The sequence below is a fragment of the Pseudoalteromonas luteoviolacea NCIMB 1942 genome (assembly GCF_001625595.1).
Taxonomy (GTDB): Bacteria; Pseudomonadota; Gammaproteobacteria; order Enterobacterales; family Alteromonadaceae; genus Pseudoalteromonas; species Pseudoalteromonas luteoviolacea_A.
On record NZ_AUXT01000005.1, the window covers coordinates 1 to 25,148 of the forward strand.

The following is a 25,148-nucleotide window of genomic DNA, read 5'->3' on the forward strand; positions in this document are numbered from 1 at the left end:
TGTTTATCTCAGTTAGCGATTTATTTTGAAGGGCGTTTAGATAGCGTGCTTGATATTTAACTTTTTAAGCTGACACAGAATTTTGAACGCCCTCATTAGGTTTGCTGTTAGCCTTTAATCAGTACATTAATGTTCCTAGCTTTTCTAGATGCTAAAAATATTACTGCTTAGTATTTGCGGGAGTTATATGTTTATTTTTCCCATAAAAAATAAAAAAGCTCAGGCGATTTATTACCTGAGCTTTCATTAGTTTTTGTCCCCCATTTGTCCCCATGCGGGGATAAATAGAATAAAAACCTTTTAATTCATAATTTTAAGCTTAGAACGGCATTTTGAAGCCTGGAGGCATTTGCATACCGCCTGTTACTTCTGACATACGTTTTTGAGTTTCTTCACCTACGCGACGTACAGCATCATTAACCGCTGCCGCAAGTAAGTCCTCAATCATGTCTTTGTCGTCTTCCATGAGGCTTTCATCAATTTCTACACGACGAACATTGTGGCTACCCAGCATTGTGACTTTAACTAAGCCAGCACCTGCTTCGCCTGTAACTTCTAGGCTTTTAATCTCTTCTTGGGTTTTTTCCATGCGCTCTTGCATTTGCTGAGCTTGTTTCATGATATTGCCCATTCCACCTTTAAACATAGTGTGCTCTCTTACTTCAAAAATTAATTGGCTAAAAGATAAGGTCTATTGTAACTAATTACAATGCCTTTACCGATTTTTCATTTACCGTTGCGTCAAATTCCGCCACCATAGTTTGAATAACAGGATCTGAATTAACAGCGTCTACAGCCTCTAGATAACGTTGGTGATCTATGTCCTGTTGAATTAAAAATGGCGTTGACTGCACTTGCTCTACAAACTCTAATTGTAAATCAATAGATTCATTGAGCACTTTCGAAAAAGACCCCTGTAGCTTTTCTCTAAGCATAGGCGAGTCCAAGTGTTGTTGGCTCAACTCCGTTGTTAATAAACAAGTTTTTTCTTGTTTTTGATACATGGCATGCAATGCAAACTGCCTAACGCGCCCACTTAACTCCATAGCCTCAATCAACTTTGCCCAATCATCTTTTTGATGTGCAAATTTAATTTCACTAATAGGACTTACAAAATTCTCAGGAATTGGGATCTCAATTTTATGTTCATCCTCATCCGATTTAGATTGCTCAGGAGTCAGTTGCTCTATCAATTCAGGCGCTAGTTTACTTTCATCTTTTTTAAAGCGCTCGGAGATCTCTGTTTTTTTGGCCTTAGGCTTGTGACTTTGCTGAGAGGGCGTGAAATCTCCCCTCGTGTTATCACCATGACTAACCACAGGTGCCGCATTCGTCTCAGAGAAATTACCCACTGGCTTTTTAGCTAAGTCAGTTCTAGGTAATGTGCTTTGTGTAACAACTTTATTTACTGGCTGTGTCACGCCCGCCTGTTCAGGCTTTTTTGGCGGTTCACTGCCTCCCAGTAATTTACCTGCTCCAGAGATTTGCCTATTTTGTAATATCTTAGCGATTGCCGACTGTGCTTCACCTTGCTTTTGTGAATACAACGTCTGGGTATCCTGATCAATTGCTGCAGATTGCTGAACAGGCTGGCTTGCTGTCATATCAGGGTTGGCAGGTGCATCATAGTTTTGTTGATATTGACCTTGCTCGTCAAAACCTTGTGCTGCTGCTTGCGCCATCACATCATTGAACTGCTGCTCAATGGGTGGCTGCTGCTCTTGAGGCGCAGTCATTGAGTTTGGGTTCAATTCTGATTGTGTAGCGAGCTGCGGACTATTTTGCGACTCAGAATTATTTGCAACAGAATGATGGCTTAGTAATTCCGCTCTTCTATTTTGCAGCTGATTATGCTGAGCTGCCATAGGCGTTGCTTGTTCATTTACGGTTTGCTGCTGAGTTACACGACTGTCTTGCGGCATACTTTCAGTAGTTTGCTTCGGTTGTGTCTGTATATTTGTCGACACTGGCGCCTGCGCTTTACTTTGATTAGTATTTAATATATCACGCAAAGCACCAGCTCGAGATTTACTCGAGCTTTGTCCGCTGTTCATTCCAGTGGCAGCAGGTGCTTGCTGAGATAAGTCAGTCCCTTCAAAAGCAAGTAAGCGTAGCATGACCATTTCAAAACCAAGTTTGGCATCCGGCGCCCAACTCAAGTCCTTTTTTCCAGATAGCAAAAGTTGATAATAAAATTGTGCGGTTTGAGGTGAAATTTGTTCTGAGAGCGTTTTTATCTGCTGCTTATCAAACTGTCCCATGTGTGCGGCTTGAGGCACTAATTGAGTCAATTGAATTACGTGCATCAAAGAGATTAAGTCGTCAATAACGCTCGTGAAGTTACCATTTTTTAGTGCAATGTTGTCAATTTCTGACATTAGGGCTGAACCATCTTGGCATAGAATCGCACTCATTAATAACATTGCATGAGCGCTATCCATTAATCCAAGCATTTGTTGCACCGCTGAAACACTCAACTGACCATTGGTCTGAGCAATAGCTTGATCTGTCAAACTTAATGCATCGCGCATACTGCCATCTGCAGCCTTAGCGATAATATCTAGCGCTTCTTGCTCGAACTGAAAGTTCTCGCACGGCAGAATCTTTTCTAATTGCTCAACAATTAGACCTTTGGCCATTGCATTCAAGTTAAATTGTAAGCATCGCGATAAAATCGTTATCGGTAATTTTTGTGGGTCTGTGGTTGCCAGCAAAAACTTCACGTGCTCAGGTGGCTCCTCTAGCGTTTTAAGCAACGCATTAAAACTATGCTTAGAGAGCATGTGTACTTCATCGATTAAATACACCTTATATCGACCTCTGGTCGGTGCATATTGAACGTTATCAAGTATCTCTCGCGTGTCTTCAACTTTTGTACGTGAAGCAGCGTCTATCTCAATCAGATCGATAAACTTCCCAGATTCTATTTCCTCACAAGTACCGCACTGACCGCAAGGGGTTGATGATATGCCCTCCTCACAGTTTAAGCTTTTTGCAAAGATCCTAGCAATCGTGGTCTTGCCTACTCCGCGAGTACCAGTAAACAAATATGCATGATGTAAGCGCTGTTCATTTAGCGCATTGATTAAAGCTTGCTTTACATGCTCTTGACCCATCATTTCGTGGAATGATTGAGGCCGCCACTTTCTTGCTAAGACCTGATAGCTCATCGATATTACTCGCCGTCGAACTCTACTAATTTCAAAATATTAATGCCAAGAGCTTCGACTCTTTGCTCACCACCCAATTCTGGAAGTGATATTACAAATGCTGCATCAGTTGCTTCACCACCTAAACGAGATACTAACTTAGCGGTTGCTTCAATCGTGCCACCAGTTGCCAGTAGGTCATCAACCAATAGTACTTTGTCACCTTGAACAATTGCATCCTTGTGTAGCTCTAGCGTGTCTTCACCGTATTCTAATTGATATGATTGACTTACCACTTCTCTTGGCAACTTTCCTGGTTTGCGAACAGGAATAAAGGGGATACCTAACTCTAATGCCAATGGGGCTCCAAAAATAAAACCTCGAGATTCTGTACCAATAATTTTATCAAAGCCTTGACCTTTGTATGCATCAACAAAAGCATCCAACGTTGCTTTGAACGCAGCTGGGTTGGCAAGCAAAGTAGTTACATCTCTAAACATGATCCCTTCTTTAGGATAATTAGGGACTGTCGCAATGCTATCTTTGATCAAAGCAATATTTTCTTGTGTCATAATGGTTCGTTTTTAGATTTTAAGTCGAAAGATGATTATAACAAGAATGGATCGAGTTGAAACGAGATTGAGTGAATTTCGAGGAAAAAACAAAGCCTAAATCAATTAATGGGCCCAACTTGGCTAGTTTGTGACCCATCATATAATAATGCAATTACTTTAGAACCGCTATTAGTTTCCGGCTCCTAGCGTTAGCCAGCCTAAGATCGCGTTTAAACAGCCAATGACTACAAAACAAGCTATAAAAGCTAAAAAATATTTTACGTTAAACGGATCTTTACAATCACTTTCAGACATAGTGGTCACCTTTATTTGAGACCTCATACTGATGCAACACAGTGACAGGCCATAGCACGAAACGTGCGCCAATATTAGTAGATGTTATTAGGCAAATAAAGTACTGCTAGATCTTTTATCAACAACAATGCCCAATGCCACAAACTGCTGTAAGATCTGTTGTGCACCAATTGCCAATTGTTCAGACGTAAAGTGAGGCAGCTGCTTTGCAATATTGAGACAAAGTTCGGTAATGCTTGTTCCGGGCGCTGTCGTTATGGCGTCCAGCAACATCACTGTCAGAAGATTAACAGAGATGAATTGCGTCTCATCATCTAGGTCTCTGTAAACCACAAAGCAATAAGGTCCGCCCTCTGGGGATTGTGGTTGAAACTCTTCTTGAATTTGATGTACTGGAAACTCGTAATGCACACACCGCATAGTGCTTGAAACAAACAAGGCGGTATCCAACTCCAGCTCTGACTGCTTCATGCGCTCATCTTTGTCCCGTTCACAAATAGATACGTCCAACTCTATCCACTCATAATGCGCAAGTTCATACATAAAGCGGGGATCGCAGTCTCTTTGAATATAATCAGATTCTAAATAGTTGAGAAACTCTCTACTTATCTCTAAAAAATACGGGCTTTTACAGTCATGTTCGACAAAAAATTGCCTGACTAATCGCTGCCAATTATCCGCCGTATACAAGCTTTTCAGTACAGGAAACGCAGATGCTACAAAATTTTCAATATTATTGAAAAATAGCTCCCTGTAGATTTTCATGCGGCGGTCTTCTATATCAGATGGCTTTGGACTATTGTCTGGATCTTTAATGTGCGCAATAAAATCGGCCTGAACTTGTTCAAACGACATTAGGCGATCACCCTTTGAAACGCTCGACACGCACCTTGCGTTGCATGAATTTGCTCGACTTCTTCTAGCAAAGCTTCCATCGGAGGAATATGAAAGTCGCGCTCTAACAAGGTAGGAAAAACCCCATGAATTTCATAAGCTTTTGAAAGTAAAATCCAGACAGGATCACAAACGTCTGCGCCATGTGTGTCAATAAGAAGATCACGTTCTTCTTCGTAATGCCCAGCTACATGTCCGTAGGCAATTCGCTTTGACGGCATTGCTGAGAGAAAGGCTTCTGCATCATAACCATGATTAACTGAATTTACATAGATATTATTAACATCAAGAAGTAAATCGCAATCAGCTTCTTCTAGTACAGCCAGGGTGAAGTCCAATTCGGACATTTCTTGCCCAGGAGCTGCATAGTAAGAGACATTTTCCACCGCAATTCGCCTTTCTAGTCTCTCTTGTACCTCACGAATGCGTTTGGCGGTATGCTTCACGGCTTCTTCAGTAAACGGGATCGGCATCAAGTCATACATATGCCCTGAGCCAGAACAATAGCTAAGGTGTTCGCTGTAACATTGAATATTGTGTTGTGTGAAAAAGTGCTTTAGTGCCTTTAAAAACTCTTTATCCAGCTCTGCTGTGGCACCAAGCGATAGCGATAGTCCATGGCATACGAAGTTATGTTGCTCCGTTAAGCGAGAAAATTGTGTGCCAAATTTACCACCTAGGTTCATCCAATTTTCTGGCGCTACCTCGTAAAAATCCACATTGTTAGAAGGGGCCGCTATAACATCTCCCAACATTTCTCGACGCAATCCTAGACCAACGCTACCGATAGCTTTATTCATCAATACTCCCACAGGTAAAACACCTAACTAACCGTTTACTTTAATATCTTATCCGACTAGTGGCTACCACCGCATTTGCCTTCACCACATTTACCTTCTGATTTACTCTTTGCGCTACCGCCACACTTGCCTTCGCCACATTTGCCTTCTTTGCTTTTGGCATCGCCGCCACACTTACCTTCGCCGCACTTGCCCTCTTTGCTTTTGGCATCGCCGCCACACTTACCTTCGCCGCACTTGCCCTCTTTGCTTTTCGCGCCGCCACATTTACCTTCGCCGCATTTACCTTCACTGGCATCTAATTGATAACCAGCAGTCATCACTTCATAAGAGAATGGATTTGCAGATGCATTTGTCGATGCGAGTGCAGCTGTACTAGCAACTGCTGCGCTTAACGTCAAGGCTAGTGAGTTTGTCTTTAATGTGTTCATAGTGTTATCTCTCAGTCTTTAATTCGGGTTCGTTTAATAGACCCTATTTCCTTAAAACTAATTTCATAGTTTTTTAATTTTTGAGTATCGAGCGTTTCAAAATCGGCTATTTCTTTAGAAGTAAAGGCAAGATTTATATTAATAATTATCTCCTTCTCATATAGAATAGCGCGAATTTTCAATTGGTGCAGTGCTCATGAAACTTATATTGGCCCCGATGGAGGGCGTAGTCGATTTTAAAATGCGAGAATTGTTGTCTGATCTAGGCGGCTTTGATCTTTGCGTGACTGAGTTTATCCGCGTGGTTGATCTAACTCTGCCAAGACGAGTGTTTATGCGCTATTGTCCGGAACTACTAAATGGAGGCTATACACGAGCAGGTACGCCCGTTCGTATACAGCTGCTCGGTCAAGTCCCTCATGTACTTGCTGCGAATGCAAGAAAGGCTGTTAAACTTGGCTCTCATGGTATTGACCTTAATTTTGGCTGCCCTGCCAAAACAGTAAACAAAAGTAAAGGCGGCGCAGTTTTGCTCAAAGAGCCAGAGCAAATATATCAAATAATCAAAGCCGTAAGAGATGCGGTTCCTGAAGATCATGTAGTGAGCGCAAAAATTAGGCTTGGGTTTGACGATGATGCAAATAGCACAGAAATTGTTGACGCGGTGCAAAGCGCAGGCGCTTCAAGTCTCGCAATTCACGCCAGAACCAAACGCGATGGATACCGACCTCCAGCCTACTGGGAGAAAATACCACCTCTACTTTCACGACTTTCCATCCCTGTTGTCGCCAATGGAGAAATTTGGCAAGTAGAAGATGCAGTTCGTTGCCAGAAGCAGAGTCAATGCCAAGACTTAATGCTAGGAAGGGGCGCATTAGCTACGCCTGATCTCGCTGCAAAAATAAAAGCACACATGCAAGGTATTCGCTATACACCGTTAACATGGCAGGAAGTGGTTTATCATATTGTGCACTCTTCTATGCACCAAGATGAGAATGTCAGCGAGAAATACTTTTCTTCACGTACCAAGCAATGGCTAGGATACTTAAAACTACAATACTCAGAGGCACATGGCCTGTTCGAAGAAATTAAACGTTTGAAAGCCAAAAGCGATGTCGTTGATGTTTTGCAGAAATATGCAAAGTCCCCGTCATTTGATTCAAATCATAGCATCTAACTGGCTGCAATAGATAATGGTCATTCAGAGGAGAACCTGCCCATGAATGATAATCTACTAAACCAGTACCAGTTAAAGCTAGCCGATGAACTTGTTCAAACTCGTGAAAGCTTTATTGAAGATTTAAAAACGACGAGTAACCCGGTTACATCTCAACTCGCTGAGATGCTTCAGCAAACATCACCCTCAGATTGGATTGACAGCATTGACGAAAAAATATGTCCCAGTCAATTTCCAAACTATATGAGACTCGTTCAAATTGAGGCTGCAATGTGCCAAATTGACATCGGGCAATTTGGATTTTGCTGTGATTGCGAAAAAGAAATTGAAGTTGAGCTGTTAAACCAAGACCCCACTACACAGCGATGTAAATACTGCCAATCTAAATCGTAGATAAAGCCTCAATATATGGCAGTATGGCCATATTACTAGCTGGATGAAAAGCGATATTCTTCAACAATGCATGGGCTTGAGCGTCATTCAGGGCTAACCGGGATTGAAGTCTATGCATTGCTTGACCTTGTGACCAAGCATACAAATGAATACCGAGGTCTACTTCAGCAACAACCGTCAACACCTTCCACTCTGACAAAGGGATATGTTCATAACAATTGGCCAGTGTAGTCTTTATGTCTACATAGCTATCACGCCAATTCAGTCCAGGCTTGGCATCGCAGTAAGTGGCGGTTATCTCCAAAATAGCGGGTAAAGATGGCTCAGTATCCTTAATGCTAATTTCGATTGGACCGTCCACAGCCGTTATTCTGGCGCTCAAAAACGTAGTTAGTTCGTATGGATCATGAGTTTGACCAGAATAATAATTAAGTTTACTTTGGTACCACTCTTTGCCATTTGTCAGCTGATAAAGGCCAATCCCCGATCGAGCTTTATACTCCGACAAATAATGCACTAGCGCTTGTTTTTCCGCGCTGTCGAACTTTGAGCCAGTCAAATAATCAAGCAGTTGCATACGCTCTAACCTAGACAAGATCACATTGCTCTTGCGACCCTCTTTCAAGCGAGCCAATACTAGCTTTAACCAATCGTCCAAGCTTTCATCGGAAACTACTTTATATGCATGCTTAATTACATCGATGTGTGATGGCCACGCAAAGAATCGCTCAGGGTATCGCTCCTGAATTTTTAGATAGTTAATTGATTCTCTTTGCTCTTCGGACAAACCGGCCATATTGACGGAATGAAGAAGCCCATGACGAGATTTTAAATAATGCTCATCAAATGGCATCGTTTTAGTAAGGTCTTCATTTTGAACTCGCGCCATTCCTGATACGGCAAACCAATTTAGTGCTTGAGTGGATTTAAAAAATTCATCATAAGAGAGCGATTGCCGAGGTTCAGAGCAAACGTTTAATAAGAGAAGGCTAGAAAAAGTAAAGAGCAACATACATCTCTTAAGCATAAAATTCCCAATGATTTTACAGTTTTTATAGACAATATTCGACATTTGATAGCCACGTGATATTGACGCAATAGGTTGGCAGTTCAATGGACTCAAGTAGTTTACGCAATCTAAGATAAGAAGTCGTGTTCTAAATCAAAATTTGACTCGCTGACTAAAAACGAACGAGGTAAGGAAAGTATCTGTTTAATTAGCGTGTTTAAAAGGAAATAAAAAAGCCCCTTGCGGGGCTTTTTTTGATTAAAGACTAATGCCTTTACGTTGTGCTTTCTCTTTGATAAAAGATGCCCAACTGCGAGCGAACTTGCGTGTTTTAGGATCTTCTTGAGCCTTAACAATCGCACGGTAAGCTTGCTTGTACTTTTCTTGATAAAGATAAGCTTCTGCTAAGTCAGAGTAGATAGTACCCTTTTTCTTAGAACCAAGTTCAAGCGCTTTATTTAAACGAACAACTGCAGCTGCATATTGCAGGTCTTGTAGCAATAAGCTACCAGCCTTTCTATACAGCTCTGCATCATCTTCAAATTTAGCTGCTTCTTCGTAGTACTGAGCTGCTTTTGCAATGTTTTTCGCTTGGTGGAAATAACTTGCTGTTGCAGTAACATTTTGCTTGTTACGCTCAATGTTTTTATCTTTGATTGCCTTTTCAAACGTAATAGCCGCTTTGTAAGGGATTTCATTCAAAGAGTAGTAACTACCAAGAATCTTGTAATGATTCTCTTTCTCAAAGTAGCCTTTCTTAAATGCAATTTCCATCACAGTCTGACCTTTACGGTACTGCTCTGTTTGCATGTAGAAAGAACCAAGTTGAGTCCAAACTTGCTTGTCTTCAGGGAAGATCTTCACAAGTTCCTCAGCAACGCTAACTGCATTCTTAAACTGCTTAAGTTCGAAGTACGAACCAATTTTCAGCATGTAGAATGACTTGTTAGGCTCTTCTTTATTTAAAGCAATTGCTTGGTCAGCAGGCTTGATTACATCGGCAAACTTTTTAAGTTCATAGTTTGCTTGTGCAATACGACCGTATACTTTCGAGTCTTCTTCACCCGTAAAGTCCATCCAATCGTAATAAGCCTTTTTTGCACCTTCATACTGCTCGGTACCTACAAGTAAGTCACCTAGCAACTTCATAAGATCAGCTTGATCTTTGAAGTTTAGTACGTCAGGAGCAATCGCTTGACGAATGTACTTGATAGCCGTTTTATACTCTTCTTTTTGAGCATAAAGGTTACCCAAGTAGCGATTAACCGTAGCTCTATCAAACTCATCAGAAGCGTCGATTTCAAGTAACAAAGCGATTGCTTCATCCACTTTATCTTCGTTGTAAAGGTCAAATGCTTTGATTACCTTTTTACCAACACGCTCACCCATAACTTTTGTCTTAGCTTTTTTACGCTCTTCAATCTTTGCAGGATCTGGAGCCGCAACTGCTGCGGTGCTTAACGCACCGCCAGCTAAAGACATCATCAGAGCAAGAGCTGTTGCTTTTGACATTTGCTTCATATCTTACTCCTTAGTCTTGGTTAAGTTTGAAATCAAGTTGAACTTGAATACCAATTTGTTTTTCAGGCTTGCCGTCAACAATTTTTGGTCTGTATTTCCACTTACGAAGTGCTCTTTGCGCTTCACGGTTGAAAATACGCTTCGGTTCAGCTGCGATTACTTTAATATCTTCTACACCACCTAGCTCATTGATTGTAAATTCAAGCTGTACCCAGCCTTCTTTACCATCACGCGCTGCTTGCGGTGGATATTTAGGTTCAATACGAACGATCGGTGTTGCTTCACCATCACGACCGAAATCCCCCGGGCCACTCAGACCACCTGCCGTACCACCAATATTGATGCTAGGCATGTTGAAACCGATAGCGCCTGCAGCAGGGTTTGATGTCTCTGGCTGTGGCGGCTGCGGTTTAGGCGGCTGCTTTGGCGGTGGAGGAGGTGGAGGCGGTACACGCTTCCTCTCCTGCACGTCTGATTCAGGTGGATTCGACATAATCTCGACTATGATCTCTTCCTTTTGGTTGTCTGCCCTATCAGCTCCACCGGAGATTAGGTAAGACATAAAGAAGAACAAGCCGAAAGTTACTGCCCCACCTGCTAGAAGTGAAAACAGAAATCGAATCATTACTTAGCTCCAGCTATTGAAATCTTCAGACCGTCATCAGTTGCCTTGATTTGGTCCATTACCTTCACAACAACACCGTGCTTAGCACCTTTATCCGCTTGGATAATTACTGTCTCAGTCTGTTGTTCAGCCAATAGATTTTCAAGGTTAGCGCTTACGCGCTCAACATCTACCTGACGCTTATCCATCCAAATCTCGCCGTTTTCACGGATCGCGATAAAGATGTTTGCATTTTTCTTAGTTTGAGCCTGTGCAGCTTTTGGCTTTTTAACTTCAATGCCTGCCTCTTTAACAAAAGAGGTAGTTACGATGAAGAAGATCAACATGATGAATACGATGTCAAGCATCGGTGTCATATCTACTGCGGCTTCTTCTTCTTCACGAAAACGCTGTTTACGTGCCATATTTATATCTCTCTCTAGTGATGTGGCAAGCTATCGATTAGTTTTTCTTTAGCCATTTTTGCTCTCGCCTCAAGACGAGTACTAAAGAATACACCAGATAGTGCCGCAACCATTCCAGCCATTGTTGGTACCGTCGCCATTGAAATGCCTGATGCCATCAAACGCGGGTTACCAGTACCTTGAGTAGCCATGGTTTCGAATACCGAAATCATGCCTGTAACAGTACCTAGTAGACCGATTAATGGACACATTGCAACCAATGTCTTGATAATCAACATACGCTCATCTAATTTTTCAGACGCTTCAGAAACCCATGCTTCACGGATTCTGTGTGCGTACCAAGATGTAGTATCTTGGCGGGCATCCCATTTAGCTACAATCCCCTTATGCATTCTAGGGAACTCAACTAATAGGAACCAATAGCGCTCAATCATTAATACCCACATAAGAAAGAGTGCTATTGCGACAACGAATAGTACGTCGCCGCCTGTTGCAACAAAATCCCTGATAGATTCCCATGTCTCCACCAGGACTAGCATTATGCTTTCTCCTTCTCCGCGTGCGCAGCAACGATACCCGCGCTTTGCTCGTCAAGAGTGTGTAGGATTGATTTACTACGACCAGCAACAATAGCGTGAAGTAGGATTAGTGGTAGCGCAGCAATTAGACCAAGAGCTGTTGTAACAAGTGCTAGAGAGATGTTACCTGCCATGATCTTCGGATCACCAGTACCAAATAGAGTGATTGATTCGAACGTCAAGATCATACCTACAACCGTACCTAGTAGACCTAGCAATGGAGCGATAGCTGCAAGGATCTTGATGATGTTGATACCAGCTTCAATGCGAGGCGTTTCACGTAAGATTGCTTCGTCAAGTTTAAGCTCAAGGTTCTCAACGTCTTGGTTCTTGTTATCGTGGTACACTTTCAAGATACGGCCAAGTGGGTTGTTATCACTTGGGTTGTTTGCGTTCTTGATTTGTGACTTGATCTTAGCACCAACTACCATTAGGTCTAGGAAACGTACTAATGCGATTAGTGCACCTAATATTAACAATGCAGTGATGATGTAACCAACAGTGTCACCTTGGTGCCAACGCTCTTCAACACTTGCTTTTTGCGTGTTTAGACGAAGGATAGCGCCACGAGTTGGATCCACTACGAAAGGAACGTAGCTGCTTGCAGACGTGTTAAGCAGGTCAGAAACTGTTGCTACAACGTTTGAAGCAGGCTGCTTACCTAGAGGAACAATAGATTTGTTCTCTGCATCGTATACAACGTAACCGTCTTTAGTTACAAGGTTGAAGTTACCAATACGAGTAACTTGCTTAACATTGATGTCACCGCTTAGCTCAGCTACTTCAGCTTCGAAAGTAGAAGTCTTAGCAGATTCAGTCATTTCAGTTTGGAATGCAATCCAAAGCTCTTCAAGTTCACGTGTAGTTGGTAGCTCTTTAGCTGCAGCTAGTGAACGAAGAACTTCAGCACGTCCTGGCTTTTCAGCACTTACGATTGACGCTTCGATTGAACCGATTGCATCAGCTGATGAACGACGTACAACACCAAACATCTCACCAAGAGTACCTTGCGCATTTACTAGCTCAGTCTCTTTGTCAGCAAGTGTAATTTCGTTTTGCTTGAATTCTTTGTTAAGACGCTCACCACGTGCTTTTTCAGCAGCTAGGTCGCGCTTTGCTTTGTTCAGTAGTGCTTGCTTGTCAGCACGCTCAGACAAGAACTCTTGCTCGCGAGCTTTGTTAATTTTACCTTCAGAAATACGATTCTGTTTAACTTGCTCAAGGATCTTGTCAAGTGCTTCCGTGTTTGCATGTGCATTCAACGCGGCACCAGCAGAAACTGTTAATGCTGCAGCAACTGCAAAACCTTTAAATAGTTTCTTCATGTTTTATTACTCCGCGCCGAAAATAGGAAGTTTAACTAGTTCTGGGGCAGCCTGACCACGTGCGATACGGATCATGTCTTTGATAGGCTTAAGGTATTCTTCACCTAGAGATTGCCACTGCTTAGCATTGTTGTCCCAAACCCATGCATTCTTTTGATCGAATGATTGAGCAACGTATGCGATACGTCCTAGACGAGCGAAGTCAACGTTGATATTTTTACCGTTAATTTCAAGAGAACCTTGAGAAGCTGTCATTGCTGTACCGTATGCAGTTTCAACAGTGTAAGCTTCTAGTACCTGACGGTATTTCTCTGAAGTAGTTACTTTTGCGTTTGAAAGTGTTTCACGTAGTCTTTCTACGCGCTCTAAACGCTTTTCAGTATCGAACGGGACGTCCGCTTTGATGAATTGCTCGAGTGTATCAATCATGCGATACATCAAAGGCACAACGTCTTGCTTAGTTTTATCAACTGTCGCGATTTGACGCTCTAGAGACTCAATGTTTGCATTTTGGTCCGCAACCAAACGTGCAACGTGGTCGTTGTAAACTTTTAGAAGTTCTGTTTCATCGACAGTAGTGCGGTATTCTGCAATCATTTCGATTGACTGACCGTAAATATTATCAACTTTTTCTTGAGACTTTTGAGCAGCCTTTTGAGTTTGCTGACCTACTTTCTGTATGTCATTCAAAGGATCTGCCATCACATTGCTGCTTGCAAATGCTGCGGCGCCAAATAACGCTGAAGCTACAAGACTCTTTCTGATTTTAACAGACATAGTTCCCAACCAATTAAGTAATGTTACTTTTATAATTTTTGCACTCGACTATAGAAGAGTACCCCGGATACCTTTTTAGAAGTATCAACCGTGCAATAATGCTAAATGCATTTGCCCAGGTCAACTTCATGTTTAAAACTAATTTTGTAATCGCTTTTCGAATAAAATGAAATAAAACATCACATTAACAACAAAACAACCAAAAAAAACTTAAATCACTTACTTTTCATACACAAAGCAACTTAATTAACAATTTATTACAGTTAAAATTTCGACAAAAATTAAGCCTGTAAAACTGAAAACTCTTTGATTAAGCTATAATTTTCAAACTGTTAAAGACAAAAACACACCAACAAGAATTGCATATAACACAACATTATTGTCCCTAAATTTTTTTTTCTTCTTCCAAATGGCAACATAACGCAATGATTTGTCGCTGAAATTCATCTAGGAATAGCGATAAATGGTACCCATCGACCAAACCATGATGTACCTCAATTGATACAGGCAGACTATTTTTGTCTTCATTTAATTTACCAAAAATTATTTTTGGTATGCCTAAATTGTCTTCACCATGCCTTGCGTGCTTAAAACTAGTAAATTGAAACCAAGGCAAAATCGATACGTAGACTTGTTCAACCGAGTTGCAGGTTGATAAAAACATCTCACCCATTAAAGGTTGCGATAACCCTACATTTTTATTCTCTTCTGATTGTCGAATGAATTCATTAACATTGCTACTTTCACTAAGTGTGATAAATCTGAAAGTGTTATCTTCCCTTAAAAAGGTACTGCTAATTGTCACCTTTTCAGCTTCGACGGGGCAGCCATCTACTATCCGATAACGCATAAAGTCACACTCTTCAATCGCTCTTGATAAACAATAAAGATAGCAGTAAGTGAAGGACAGATCAGCTTGTGAAGCTTTAATATAAAGAGAATGGGTATTAAGATTTGTAGTGATATTGAAGTTTGGATCTGCAAAGTCTTGATAAAAATCAAAGTGCTCTTTGCGTTCCCAAAAGTCTAAAACGATTTTCTTCATTTTAACAACTATAAAAAAAGGGCGAATACGCCCTTCATTATAGCTTTTTCAAGTACTGATTATAATCCGTTCTCAATGATTTCTTGCGCTAACTCATCAGCAATAATGTGAGTTGACTTTTTCTCGTCATCAGAACGCTTAAAAATTTCAGCCAACGTGTCGAAGATGCCTTCAACATGCTTAGTTGCTTGCGCTTCGTTGTAACCTTCAGGTTTGGTTTCATAATATACGTTAATGATACCACCAGCATTGATCACATAATCTGGTGCGTAAAGCACGCCTTTTTCACGCAATACATCACCATGGCGCGGCTCTGCAAGCTGATTGTTTGCGCAACCCGCAATGATCGTCGCTTTAATACGAGGAATCGTTTCATCGTTGACTGTTGCACCTAGTGCACATGGAGCATACACATCTACATCTAAGTCATAGATTTCATCAATATCTACAGCAACTGCACCAAAATCAGTTACCACTCTGTCAACTGATGCTTGATTGATGTCTGTTACAAATAACTCGGCACCTGCTTCGTGCAAATATTTACACAGGCCATAAGCTACAGCGCCAAGGCCTTGCACCGCTACTTTTACACCAGACAAATCTTGGTGCCCAAACTTGTGCTGGTACGCAGCTTTTATACCTAGGAATGTACCTAAAGCAGTAAATGGAGACGGGTTGCCACTTTTACCTTCAAGACCTAAAACATAATCTGTTTCTTTGTGCATCATCATGACATCACCAGTTGTGATATTCACATCTTCTGCTGAGTAGTAGCTACCGCCTAATCTCTCTAGGTGCCTACCAAATGCTTTAAAAAGTTCTTCAGATTTAATGCTTTTCGCATCACCAATGATCACTGATTTACCACCACCGAACGGTAAACGTGCTACTGCATTCTTGTAAGTCATGCCTTTAGAAAGACGTAACACATCGTATACCGCGTCTTGATCTTCTGCATAATCCCATAAACGACAGCCACCAACAGCTGGGCCTAGCTTAGTACTATGCACAGCAATAATTGCCTTTAAACCCGACTTTTCATCTGAGCAAAATACAACTTGTTCATGGTTATCAAATTCAACTTGGTTAAATACAGCCACTTTGATTATTCTCCGATTATTGTCTGAACGTGTCAGATAGCGCTGAAATTGGCTTGACTCTACCATTAACCTTTTAGTCAATCCAGCAAATGAGATGATCTAAGCTCATTACATCACCTACACGTATAAATAATCCAAAAAAAATTAAATATAAAGATAATAAATCCACAAAAACAAATTTAAAAAACATATTTAATTAGAAACACCTATTAAGTTTAGCGCTTCTGTTTACGTAAACGTAAAGCAATAACCCCTTGTAAGTATAAATTTACACGTGCTAGATTCAAATTAAATTGTTAACAATTTTTGCGTTAATTCGCTGTCAGTGTATCAAATAATAAACAGTGGCAAGGTGACAAATTATAGCGTTCAACAAATATGTTGCTTGCCGAGTGTTGAACTCTCGCTGGTAAAATGGTAGTTGCAAGACGGGATATTAGTTAAAGAACATAGCTATAATAAAGAAGGTGGTGACAACCACCTTCTTTATGTTGCGAGTTTATCTTAGCTTGCTGTCAAGCTCTTCAATCTTAGCTTTCCAGATCGCAGGACCTTGAGTATGTGCATTGGCACCTTCACTATCCACAGCAACAGTGACTGGCATGTCCTCTACTTCAAACTCGTAGATTGCTTCCATACCCAAGTCTTCAAAAGCGACGACGCGGGACTTCTTAATTGCCTTAGCAACTAAGTACGCAGCACCACCGACAGCCATCAAGTAGACAGCTTTGTTTTGCTTAATTGATTCGACTGTTGCAGGGCCTCGTTCAGCCTTACCAATCATACCTACAAGACCTGTTTTCTCTAGCATCAAGTCTGTGAACTTATCCATACGCGTAGAAGTAGTTGGGCCTGCTGGGCCTACAACCTCGTCACCTACAGCATCTACAGGACCCACGTAATAAATAAACTTATTTGTAAAGTCGACACCTTCTGGTAAGCCTTGTCCAGAGTTGATCATTTCTTGTAAACGCTTATGTGCAGCATCACGGCCAGTCAAGATTTTGCCAGATAGCAGTACCGTTTCACCCATTTTCCAATCTTGAAGATCTTCTTTGGCCAATGTATCAAGGTTAACACGACGAGTGTCTTCACCTACTTCCCAAGTTACTTCAGGCCAGTCTTCAAGCTTTGGCGCTTTAAGATCTGCGGGGCCTGAACCATCTAAAGTGAAATGCACATGACGAGTTGCTGCACAGTTAGGGATCATAACTACAGGTTTTGAAGCAGCGTGTGTTGGAGCAGTTTTAATTTTGACGTCAACAACCGTTGTAAGCCCACCAAGCCCCTGCGCACCGATACCTAGTTTGTTCGCTCTTTCAAAAATTTCCAAGCGTAATTTTTCTTCAGTAGTCTCAGCACCACGCTCTTGTAAATCATGAATATCGACAGGGTCCATAAGGGATTCTTTTGCCAAAACAGCCGCTTTCTCTGCTGTACCACCAATGCCAATACCAATCATACCTGGTGGGCACCACCCTGCTCCCATTGTTGGCAGCGTTTTTTCAACCCATGCAGCAACATCATCAGATGGGTTGAGCATCGCCATTTTAGTTTTGTTTTCTGAGCCGCCTCCCTTAGCTGCGATCATAACTTCCACTTCTGCACCGGGTACTAAATCTACATGTACAACAGAGGGCGTATTGTCTTTGGTATTTTTACGGCTACCAGCTGGATCTGCCACGATTGAAGCTCGTAACGGGTTGTCTGGGTTAGTGTAAGCACGACGTGTACCCTCATCCACCATTTGCTGCACTGTCAAGTCAGTTTTGTCCCACTTAACATCCATGCCTACCTTTACAAAGCATGTAACGATCCCCGTATCTTGGCATAGTGGACGTTTGCCTTCTGCAGACATGCGAGAGTTAATCAAAATTTGCGCTATTGCGTCTTTTGCAGCTTTACTCTGTTCATTGTTATATGCTTTTTCTAAAGCTTGCACAAAATCTAGCGGGTGATAAAAAGAAATGTATTGCAGTGCATCTTCAATGCTATCAATAAAATCTTGCTGACGGATAATGCTCATGACGGTTCCTTTATTTGCCATTTAGGGTTACTAAACAGCCTGTACTTGGTAAGTAGAAAAGCAAGCTAACCACAGTGAAAAGAATATTAATAAGTAAACCGACTACATGCCCCGAGTTCACAATCAACATCCCTACACTATATGGTTATTAGTTATCGCTTATCTACTCTATAGATTCATATCTAATTATGATAACCTCCTCGCCCGTTTCGGGCTAGTTTTCAGGGGCAAGTAAATGATAAATGCACAGAATAAATGCATTGCGGTTGACATTTCTCTCTCTACGGTAGAAGTTTTCGAACAATTTGCGCTGCATAAATACGCAATCTTGTTAGATTCTAGTGACGCAGTGCACGAAAATAGTCACTACGACATCATTAGTTTTAACCCATTACATATTCTTGAGGCAAAATCAGGGCAAGCTTTCCTTGACGGCGTGCAACAAAAGCTCAATGTCTTTGAACTTCTCAAACAAAAGTTGTCCCTTTTATGCCCAGAGCGTATCGCAGGGATGCCATTTGTCGGTGGTTGGTTAGGTTATTTCGGATACGATTTAGGCCGTTACATCGAAAAGCTTCCTGAATCAGCTCTGACGGATATTTCATTGCCCGATATGACGGTTGGTTTGTATTTAGATGCACTTATCTTCGATAATCAAATAAAAAAATGGTTTTATGTCTGTCAATCAAATACAAATAGGCTTGATGAATACTTAGCAGTTGTAAACAATGCAATATCAAGAGCAAAGCCTTTTAAGCTGCTTAGCGATTGGCAGTCAAATATGACCAAACAGCAGTATCAAACAAAGTTTGATAAAATACACCAATACCTTCTGAGCGGAGATTGCTATCAAATCAACTTAGCACAGCGCTTCAGTGCTCAATTCACTGGCTCTCCTTGGCAAGCGTATAAAAAGTTAAGAACGAACAACAAATCGCCATTCGCTGCGTTTTATAACCTTGGTGAAGACACGGCCATTGTATCGGTGTCGCCAGAGCGGTTTATCTCCGTAAAAGAAAACCAAGTCGAAACAAAACCAATTAAGGGGACTTTACCAAGGTTATCTGACCCCACCCAAGACATTGAGCAGGCAAAAACCTTACAAGGCTCAAGTAAAGATCGCGCCGAAAATGTCATGATAGTCGACCTATTAAGAAACGATCTCGGCAAAGTTGCCAAGGCAGGAACTGTCACTGTACCAAAACTTTTTGAGATAGAGAGCTTCCCTGCGGTCCATCACCTTGTAAGTACAGTAACCAGCGAACTTGCAAGCGGAAAGAGTGCGATAGATCAACTAGAAGCAGCGTTTCCAGGTGGATCTATAACCGGCGCTCCGAAAATTAGGGCTATGGAAATTATTGAAGAGCTTGAACCACATCGTCGCAGCGCGTACTGCGGTTCCATGGGATACCTCAGTGCATGTGGTGATATGGATACCTCTATTACCATTCGCACGCTTGTCTGTGCTGAAAACACAATTTATTGTTGGGCTGGTGGTGGTATTGTTGCCGATTCTCAAGTAGACGCGGAGTATCAAGAAACTTATCATAAAGTAAATAAAATACTACCCGTACTTAAATGAAGCTTGAGCACATAATCAGTAAATATACGCTTTCGAAAAGCGCACACTCGTCTTCTCATTTGACTGGAGTGAAAAGTGCTGTGCTTGTGCCACTGATCGAGTTTGATGGGCAAGCGCATATGCTGTTATGTAAACGCAATGCCAATCTCAGGTCCCACCCCAGTCAAATCTGCTTTCCAGGCGGTAAAATCGAAGCTCGTGACTCCTCTGTGCAAGACGCTGCTTTACGGGAAACCTTCGAAGAAATCAGCTTAGCTAGAGAATTTGTAACCCCACTTGGCCAGCTTGCAACTCATAGCTCCTTGAGCGGATTTCATATTACTCCAATTCTCGCTAAAGTCGAAAACAGCGCAACATGGGCACTCACAAGCAGTGAAGTAGATCATGTTTTTACGCTCCCAATACGTGATTTGATGGCCCAAGAACACTGGCAAAGTTACACCACTCACTTTCGCGGGAAAGCCACAAGCATCAAAGGCTACATGACACCTCATGGACTTTTATGGGGCGCAACCGCCAGCATTATAACGAAATTTACCAACTCTCTAATTTAATCATCTAGCAAAACGCTATTTTCCATCCGATAACGGGTTACTTCTGCAATAATTAACGTTATTATGAGCGCCCGTTCAGAGGCAATGATGAGTAAAATTTATGATTAGTGCATTTGATATGTTCAGTATCGGTATTGGGCCTTCATCGTCCCATACCGTCGGACCGATGCGCGCTTCGCGTCTGTTCGTCAAAGATCTACAAAAAAGTAAACTAATTGACGACGTTACTGCGGTTAAAGTAGAACTTTTTGGCTCACTAGGTCAAACAGGTATAGGTCACGGCTCAGGAAAAGCGGTTATCTTGGGCTTAGCAGGTTACGACCCTGAAACAATTGATGCTGATCTTGTTACACAAATTCTAGAAAAAATTGAGCAAGAGCAAGTAATTTACCTTGATCAACAGCATAAAGCGAATTTCCCTAAACAAGGTGCTGTTGTTTTCCACCGTCGAAAAACACTACCAAAACACTCTAACGCGATGGAAATACAAGCCTACAAGGGTGACGATCTGCTGCATAGCCAAATCTACTATTCTATTGGTGGTGGCTTTATTGTTACAGATGAAGATTTCGAAGCCGAGAAACAAGCTGCGCTGGATGTTCGTGAGCAAAACCCTGCACCATATTTGTTCGATACGGCGGAAGAGTTATTGTCTATTTGTAAAGAGACAGGCCTAAGTGTCTCAGCTTTGATGATGGCCAATGAAAAAACGCTGCGCTCTGAAAGCGATATTAAGCAAGAACTTTTCAATATTTGGGAAGTGATGAAAGCATGTACTGAACGCGGTATGCGCACAGAGGGTATTTTACCTGGTGGTCTAAAAGTCAAAAGACGCGCACCTAGCCTTTACTTGAAGCTTAATGTTGAAAACAGTAATGACCCATTACGTGCTATGGATTGGGTAGACTTGTTTGCGCTTGCGGTCAACGAAGAAAACGCTGCGGGTGGTCGTGTGGTTACGGCACCAACGAATGGAGCAGCCGGGATCCTACCAGCTGTTTTGATGTACTATCATACATTTATCAAAGAAGTTGACGTCGAAATTGCTACCCGATACCTATTGACGGCAGCTGCAATTGGAATTCTTTACAAGAAGAACGCTTCCATTTCTGGCGCGGAAGTAGGTTGCCAGGGTGAAGTGGGCGTAGCTTGTTCCATGGCAGCAGGAGCCCTTACCGAGATCATGGGCGGAAATGTCGTTCATGTAGAAAATGCCGCTGAAATTGGCATGGAGCATAATTTAGGCCTGACATGTGACCCTGTTGGCGGATTAGTGCAAGTGCCCTGTATTGAAAGAAACGCAATGGGCGCCGTAAAAGCAATCAACGCTTCTCGCTTAGCGCTTCGTGGTACGGGTGACCAAAAAGTGTCGCTAGATAAAGTTATCAAAACAATGCTTGATACTGGTAATGATATGAAAACCAAATACAAAGAAACTGCTCGCGGCGGTCTTGCTGTAAACATTATCGAGTGTTAGGTCTTTGCATATACATTGCAGTAAAAAATAAAGCCGCATATTGCGGCTTTATTTAATTGGAAGAGTCACATTCGAGAATAATGCATCTACATCGTCTTGATTTCGCATTAAGCTGGCTTTTTCTACCACATCTTTAGTCAAATGCGGCGCAAAGCGCTCTATGAAATCATACATATATCCTCTTAAGAAGCTGCCTTTTCTAAACCCTATTTTAGTTGTGCTTGCCTCAAACAAATGGCTCGCATCAATACAAACTAGATCTTTATCTGCGATGTCATCTACAGCCATTGTCGCTAAAACACCTACACCTAACCCAAGGCGCACATAGGTTTTAATGACATCAGCGTCCGTAGCTGTAAATACAATATGGGGTTCTAACCCATGTGCATTAAAAGCCTTGTCCAATTCCGATCTACCCGTGAAACCAAATACATACGTAATCAATGAATACTTGGCAACATCTTGAACCGTGATATTTTTTCCTAACTGGGCGAGAGGATGATCTTTTGTGACCACAATACTACGATTCCAGTGGTAACAAGGCAACATGATCAAATCACCATACAAATGCAATGCTTCAGTAGCAATAGCAAAATCAGCATCACCGCGCGCTGCTGCATCCGAAATCTGCTGCGGTGTGCCTTGGTGCATATGCAAAGACACTGCTGGGTACTTCTGCATAAAACCTTGAATAACCGGTGGTAACGCATATCGAGCTTGAGTATGCGTTGTTGCTATGTTTAATTTGCCTTGATCAGGCAAAGTATGCTCATTTGCTACCGCTTTTATGCCTTCAACCTTGGACAAAATTTCACGCGCGATGTTGATGACCTCATTACCCGCACTGGTGACATGCGTTAAGTGTTTGCCACTTCGACCAAAAATTTGCACACCCAATTCGTCTTCTAGCATACGTACCTGCTTTGAAATGCCTGGTTGAGATGTATAAAGACTCTCAGCAGTGGCAGACACATTCAAATTATGATTCAGTACTTCAACGATGTATTTCAATTGTTGTAATTTCATAACACTGTTTATTGTTTTAGTTGTTATCTAATAAGCGACTTGGTTTACGGTTTACGCAGAGCGCCGAGTCGGATCCATTCCTAGGCTAGCATATTTATTGAGTAGCTGATAGTAATTGTGACATTTGCGCAATCATATAAGAAATCTGTATTAGATGCGTCTATACTGAAAAATGGTGTATTCAAAATCATTTACATACACCTTGTTATTAAAACTATCCAATATACAATTATTTGATGTAAGATAAAAAATTATCGCCTTGGGTAGTTTACGTAGAGATTCGGGTATGTTTGTTTCCATAATAATATTATTGATTGTTGCTTTAGTTGTAATTGCAGTGTGGGTTAGTGCTATTCAACAACATAAAGAGAAACAAGAAGCAGAGAGACGCAAAGAGCTGTCAAAGCAAAAACGGATCATCGAAGAGTCTGAAGATGTTTTGTTAAACAGTTCGAATATCCCTATGTCTGGGGATATGCTTCGAATCATTCAAAAGCGTATTCACGACGCCCTTGCTACCATGGTAGAACTGTCACCCACCTCAAGAGAATTAAAAAACCGTTTGCATGAGTCACAAGAACGTATGAATTCAGACCCAGGTAAACTAAATGACAGCGACAATGTATCTCTTCCTGACAACGACAAACAGCTAATCGCGCTCGTCCAAGGTATTAAAAAGCTGAGACACCTTCTACGTTCAGAGCACAGCAAAGGTAAAGTCGATACTCAAATTTTCGTAAAAGAAGACAGGCGCCTTGAAAAGATTCAGTTACGAATCAATGTCGAAAGCCAAATTAAACGAGGTCTGTCCGCCAAAACAGCCAACATGGTCGGTTCTGCACGTCAATATTTTGAGAAGGCATACGCCACTATTATGGCTGTAACCTATAGCGATGAATACGTCACTGAAAAGAAAAATCAGCTTGAAGGGTATTTGAATGAAATCAGCGTTGAGTTGAAAGCATCAAACGCATCTGCTGTTAAGAAAAAAGCAGAGAAGGAAAAGGACGATCTCGATATCCTTTTCGCACCCAAAAAGAAATGGTGATTAGCTAAAAGCAAACTTTAAAATAAACAAAATAGTTAGTACCCAGACACTGATAGAGATTTCATCTTTTCTATTACAAGCTAGCTTGACCGCTGTGTAGGCTATGAATCCAAGTGCAATACCGTGTGCAATCGAAAAGGTGAGAGGTGTCATTAATAGCACCACGCTCACAGGGATTGCATCGGTCATATCATCCCAATTTACCAATTTTAAGTTTTGTAACATAAGAACCGCTACGTAGAGAATCGCACCAGCTGTTGCATAAGCAGGGACCATTTGTGCCAATGGTTCAAAAAACATCATAAGAAGAAAGCAAACACCAACAACCACTGCTGTGAGACCTGTCCTACCGCCGACAGAAACGCCTGATACAGATTCAATATAAGAAGTCGTTGTAGAGGTGCCTAAGAACGAGCCGGCGACAGTAGCCGTGCTGTCTGCTGATAGCGCTCGCCCTAAGCGTGGCATGTTCCCTTTTTCATCTGCAATTCCTGCTTTTTGGGTGACTGCTACCAGAGTGCCACTTGTATCAAATAGATCAACAAATAAAAATGCGAACACGACACTGAGCATGGTTACCTCAAGCGCACCAGCTATGTCTAACTGTCCAAAGGTTGGCGCAATACTAGGCGGTACTGAAACAATACCGGAGTACTCAACAAAGCCTGCACTCCAAGCGACTACAGTAACGAGCAAAATGCTAATAAGTACGCTGCTTTTGAATTCTCTATACATCAGAGCAGTAATAATAAAAAAACTAAGAATAGCCAACAGGGGACCTGGGCTTGTGATGTCTCCCAATTGAACGAAGGTTGCAGGGCTAGCAACTATAATTTCAGAATTTTTCAAAGCAATTAAAGCTAAAAAAGCGCCTATGCCAGTTGCTATTGCTCGCTTCAACACTACAGGAATTGCTTGAATCACCCACTCTCTTATTTTAAAAATACTCAATAATAAAAATAAGCAACCAGACAAAAATACTGCGCCCAATGCTGTTTGCCAACTGTGCCCCATTCCAAGTACAACACCGTATGTAAAAAATGCATTGAGGCCCATACCAGGCGCCAGCGCAAGAGGGTAATTAGCCCAAAAGCCCATGATGAAGCAACCTATAGCTGCCGCTAAACAAGTAGCGACAAAAGCTGCGCCATGGTCAATACCTGCTTGAGCTAGCATTGCTGGGTTAACAAATACAATGTAAACCATCGTAATAAACGTAGTCAGGCCGGCCACTACCTCAGTCTTTGCGTCGGTTTGAAGTGCCTTGAGCGAAAAAAGTCTTTCTAGCATGTCTTTGTATTTTAAATAGAAACGGGGCCGCAATTTTACCATAAATCG

Annotated in this window: 24 protein-coding genes; 6 read left to right on the forward strand and 18 right to left on the reverse strand. The window is 41.7% G+C overall.

Going from position 1 to position 25,148, the window contains the following annotated elements:
* Nucleotides 1–319: 319 nt before the first annotated feature.
* From N482_RS00565 to N482_RS00590, 6 genes are all read right to left on the reverse strand, one after another.
* Nucleotides 320–646: a YbaB/EbfC family nucleoid-associated protein gene (locus N482_RS00565; protein WP_063375249.1), complete on the reverse strand. Its 327-nt coding sequence runs from the start codon at nt 644–646 to the stop codon at nt 320–322.
* 58 nt (nt 647–704) lie between these two features.
* Nucleotides 705–3,170: a DNA polymerase III subunit gamma/tau gene (gene dnaX, locus N482_RS00570; RefSeq protein WP_063375250.1), complete on the reverse strand. Its 2,466-nt coding sequence runs from the start codon at nt 3,168–3,170 to the stop codon at nt 705–707.
* A gap of 5 nt (nt 3,171–3,175) precedes the next feature.
* Nucleotides 3,176–3,721 (reverse strand): adenine phosphoribosyltransferase, encoded by a 546-nt coding sequence (gene apt / locus N482_RS00575; protein ID WP_063375251.1) that lies wholly within the window; start codon nt 3,719–3,721, stop codon nt 3,176–3,178.
* A gap of 384 nt (nt 3,722–4,105) precedes the next feature.
* Complete coding sequence (locus tag N482_RS00580) at nt 4,106–4,873, reverse strand: DNA-binding domain-containing protein (RefSeq protein ID WP_063375252.1); 768 nt, start codon at nt 4,871–4,873, stop codon at nt 4,106–4,108.
* On the reverse strand, nt 4,873–5,712 hold the full coding sequence (locus N482_RS00585; protein WP_063375253.1) for a DUF692 domain-containing protein: 840 nt from the start codon (nt 5,710–5,712) through the stop codon (nt 4,873–4,875). Before N482_RS00585 ends, N482_RS00580 begins: the two co-directional genes overlap by 1 nt.
* A 56-nt stretch (nt 5,713–5,768) precedes the next feature.
* Nucleotides 5,769–6,143 (reverse strand): hypothetical protein, encoded by a 375-nt coding sequence (locus N482_RS00590; RefSeq protein ID WP_063375254.1) that lies wholly within the window; start codon nt 6,141–6,143, stop codon nt 5,769–5,771.
* Between the two features lie 196 nt (nt 6,144–6,339).
* Here N482_RS00590 and N482_RS00595 point away from each other — a divergent pair, with 196 nt between their 5' ends.
* The gene (locus tag N482_RS00595; protein WP_063375255.1) at nt 6,340–7,320 is read left to right on the forward strand and encodes a tRNA-dihydrouridine synthase; all 981 of its coding nucleotides are present in this window, start codon (nt 6,340–6,342) and stop codon (nt 7,318–7,320) included.
* Between the two features lie 42 nt (nt 7,321–7,362).
* A complete protein-coding gene (locus N482_RS00600) occupies nt 7,363–7,713 on the forward strand; it encodes a TraR/DksA family transcriptional regulator (protein WP_063375256.1) in 351 nt (116 codons plus the stop codon).
* Here the strand turns inward: N482_RS00600 and N482_RS00605 are convergent.
* The 10 genes from N482_RS00605 to N482_RS00650 form a co-directional block, all read right to left on the reverse strand.
* The gene (locus N482_RS00605; RefSeq protein ID WP_155730429.1) at nt 7,703–8,740 is read right to left on the reverse strand and encodes a hypothetical protein; all 1,038 of its coding nucleotides are present in this window, start codon (nt 8,738–8,740) and stop codon (nt 7,703–7,705) included. The genes N482_RS00600 and N482_RS00605 overlap by 11 nt on opposite strands.
* 240 nt (nt 8,741–8,980) lie before the next feature.
* Nucleotides 8,981–10,243 (reverse strand): hypothetical protein, encoded by a 1,263-nt coding sequence (locus tag N482_RS00610; protein WP_063375257.1) that lies wholly within the window; start codon nt 10,241–10,243, stop codon nt 8,981–8,983.
* Between the two features lie 10 nt (nt 10,244–10,253).
* Nucleotides 10,254–10,868: an energy transducer TonB gene (locus N482_RS00615; RefSeq protein ID WP_063375258.1), complete on the reverse strand. Its 615-nt coding sequence runs from the start codon at nt 10,866–10,868 to the stop codon at nt 10,254–10,256.
* Nucleotides 10,868–11,272: an ExbD/TolR family protein gene (locus tag N482_RS00620; protein ID WP_023402250.1), complete on the reverse strand. Its 405-nt coding sequence runs from the start codon at nt 11,270–11,272 to the stop codon at nt 10,868–10,870. The genes N482_RS00615 and N482_RS00620 overlap by 1 nt, the downstream gene beginning before the upstream one ends.
* Before the next feature lie 14 nt (nt 11,273–11,286).
* A complete protein-coding gene (locus N482_RS00625; RefSeq protein WP_063375259.1) occupies nt 11,287–11,811 on the reverse strand; it encodes a MotA/TolQ/ExbB proton channel family protein in 525 nt (174 codons plus the stop codon).
* On the reverse strand, nt 11,811–13,175 hold the full coding sequence (locus tag N482_RS00630; RefSeq protein ID WP_063375260.1) for a MotA/TolQ/ExbB proton channel family protein: 1,365 nt from the start codon (nt 13,173–13,175) through the stop codon (nt 11,811–11,813). The genes N482_RS00625 and N482_RS00630 overlap by 1 nt, the downstream gene beginning before the upstream one ends.
* 6 nt (nt 13,176–13,181) lie before the next feature.
* A complete protein-coding gene (locus N482_RS00635) occupies nt 13,182–13,952 on the reverse strand; it encodes a DUF3450 domain-containing protein (RefSeq protein ID WP_063357095.1) in 771 nt (256 codons plus the stop codon).
* A 385-nt stretch (nt 13,953–14,337) separates the two neighbouring features.
* Nucleotides 14,338–14,997, reverse strand: coding sequence for a CatA-like O-acetyltransferase (locus tag N482_RS00640; protein WP_063375261.1), 660 nt, complete (start codon nt 14,995–14,997; stop codon nt 14,338–14,340).
* A 59-nt stretch (nt 14,998–15,056) separates the two neighbouring features.
* The gene (locus tag N482_RS00645; RefSeq protein ID WP_063375277.1) at nt 15,057–16,097 is read right to left on the reverse strand and encodes a Leu/Phe/Val dehydrogenase; all 1,041 of its coding nucleotides are present in this window, start codon (nt 16,095–16,097) and stop codon (nt 15,057–15,059) included.
* 499 nt (nt 16,098–16,596) lie between these two features.
* Nucleotides 16,597–18,123, reverse strand: a complete 1,527-nt coding sequence (locus N482_RS00650; RefSeq protein ID WP_063375262.1) for a fumarate hydratase — start codon at nt 18,121–18,123, stop codon at nt 16,597–16,599.
* A gap of 235 nt (nt 18,124–18,358) precedes the next feature.
* Here N482_RS00650 and pabB point away from each other — a divergent pair, with 235 nt between their 5' ends.
* The 3 genes from pabB (at nt 18,359) to N482_RS00665 (ending at nt 21,736) form a co-directional block, all read left to right on the forward strand.
* Complete coding sequence (gene pabB / locus N482_RS00655; RefSeq protein WP_063375263.1) at nt 18,359–19,705, forward strand: aminodeoxychorismate synthase component I; 1,347 nt, start codon at nt 18,359–18,361, stop codon at nt 19,703–19,705.
* A gap of 80 nt (nt 19,706–19,785) precedes the next feature.
* Nucleotides 19,786–20,259, forward strand: a complete 474-nt coding sequence (locus tag N482_RS00660; RefSeq protein ID WP_196765284.1) for an NUDIX hydrolase — start codon at nt 19,786–19,788, stop codon at nt 20,257–20,259.
* A gap of 100 nt (nt 20,260–20,359) precedes the next feature.
* Entirely contained in the window at nt 20,360–21,736 is a 1,377-nt protein-coding gene (locus tag N482_RS00665; protein WP_063375265.1) for an L-serine ammonia-lyase, read from the forward strand.
* A 48-nt stretch (nt 21,737–21,784) separates the two neighbouring features.
* Here N482_RS00665 and cysB read toward each other — a convergent pair whose 3' ends face one another.
* Nucleotides 21,785–22,762, reverse strand: coding sequence for an HTH-type transcriptional regulator CysB (gene cysB, locus N482_RS00670; RefSeq protein WP_063375266.1), 978 nt, complete (start codon nt 22,760–22,762; stop codon nt 21,785–21,787).
* 286 nt (nt 22,763–23,048) lie between these two features.
* Between cysB and N482_RS00675 the strand changes: the two genes are divergently transcribed.
* Nucleotides 23,049–23,810 carry a hypothetical protein gene (locus tag N482_RS00675; RefSeq protein ID WP_063375267.1) on the forward strand — a complete coding sequence of 254 codons (762 nt, stop codon included), beginning with the start codon at nt 23,049–23,051 and terminating at the stop codon, nt 23,808–23,810.
* Here the strand turns inward: N482_RS00675 and N482_RS00680 are convergent, their stop codons facing one another.
* Entirely contained in the window at nt 23,811–25,100 is a 1,290-nt protein-coding gene (locus tag N482_RS00680) for an NCS2 family permease (RefSeq protein ID WP_063375278.1), read from the reverse strand.
* Nucleotides 25,101–25,148: the final 48 nt, after the last annotated feature.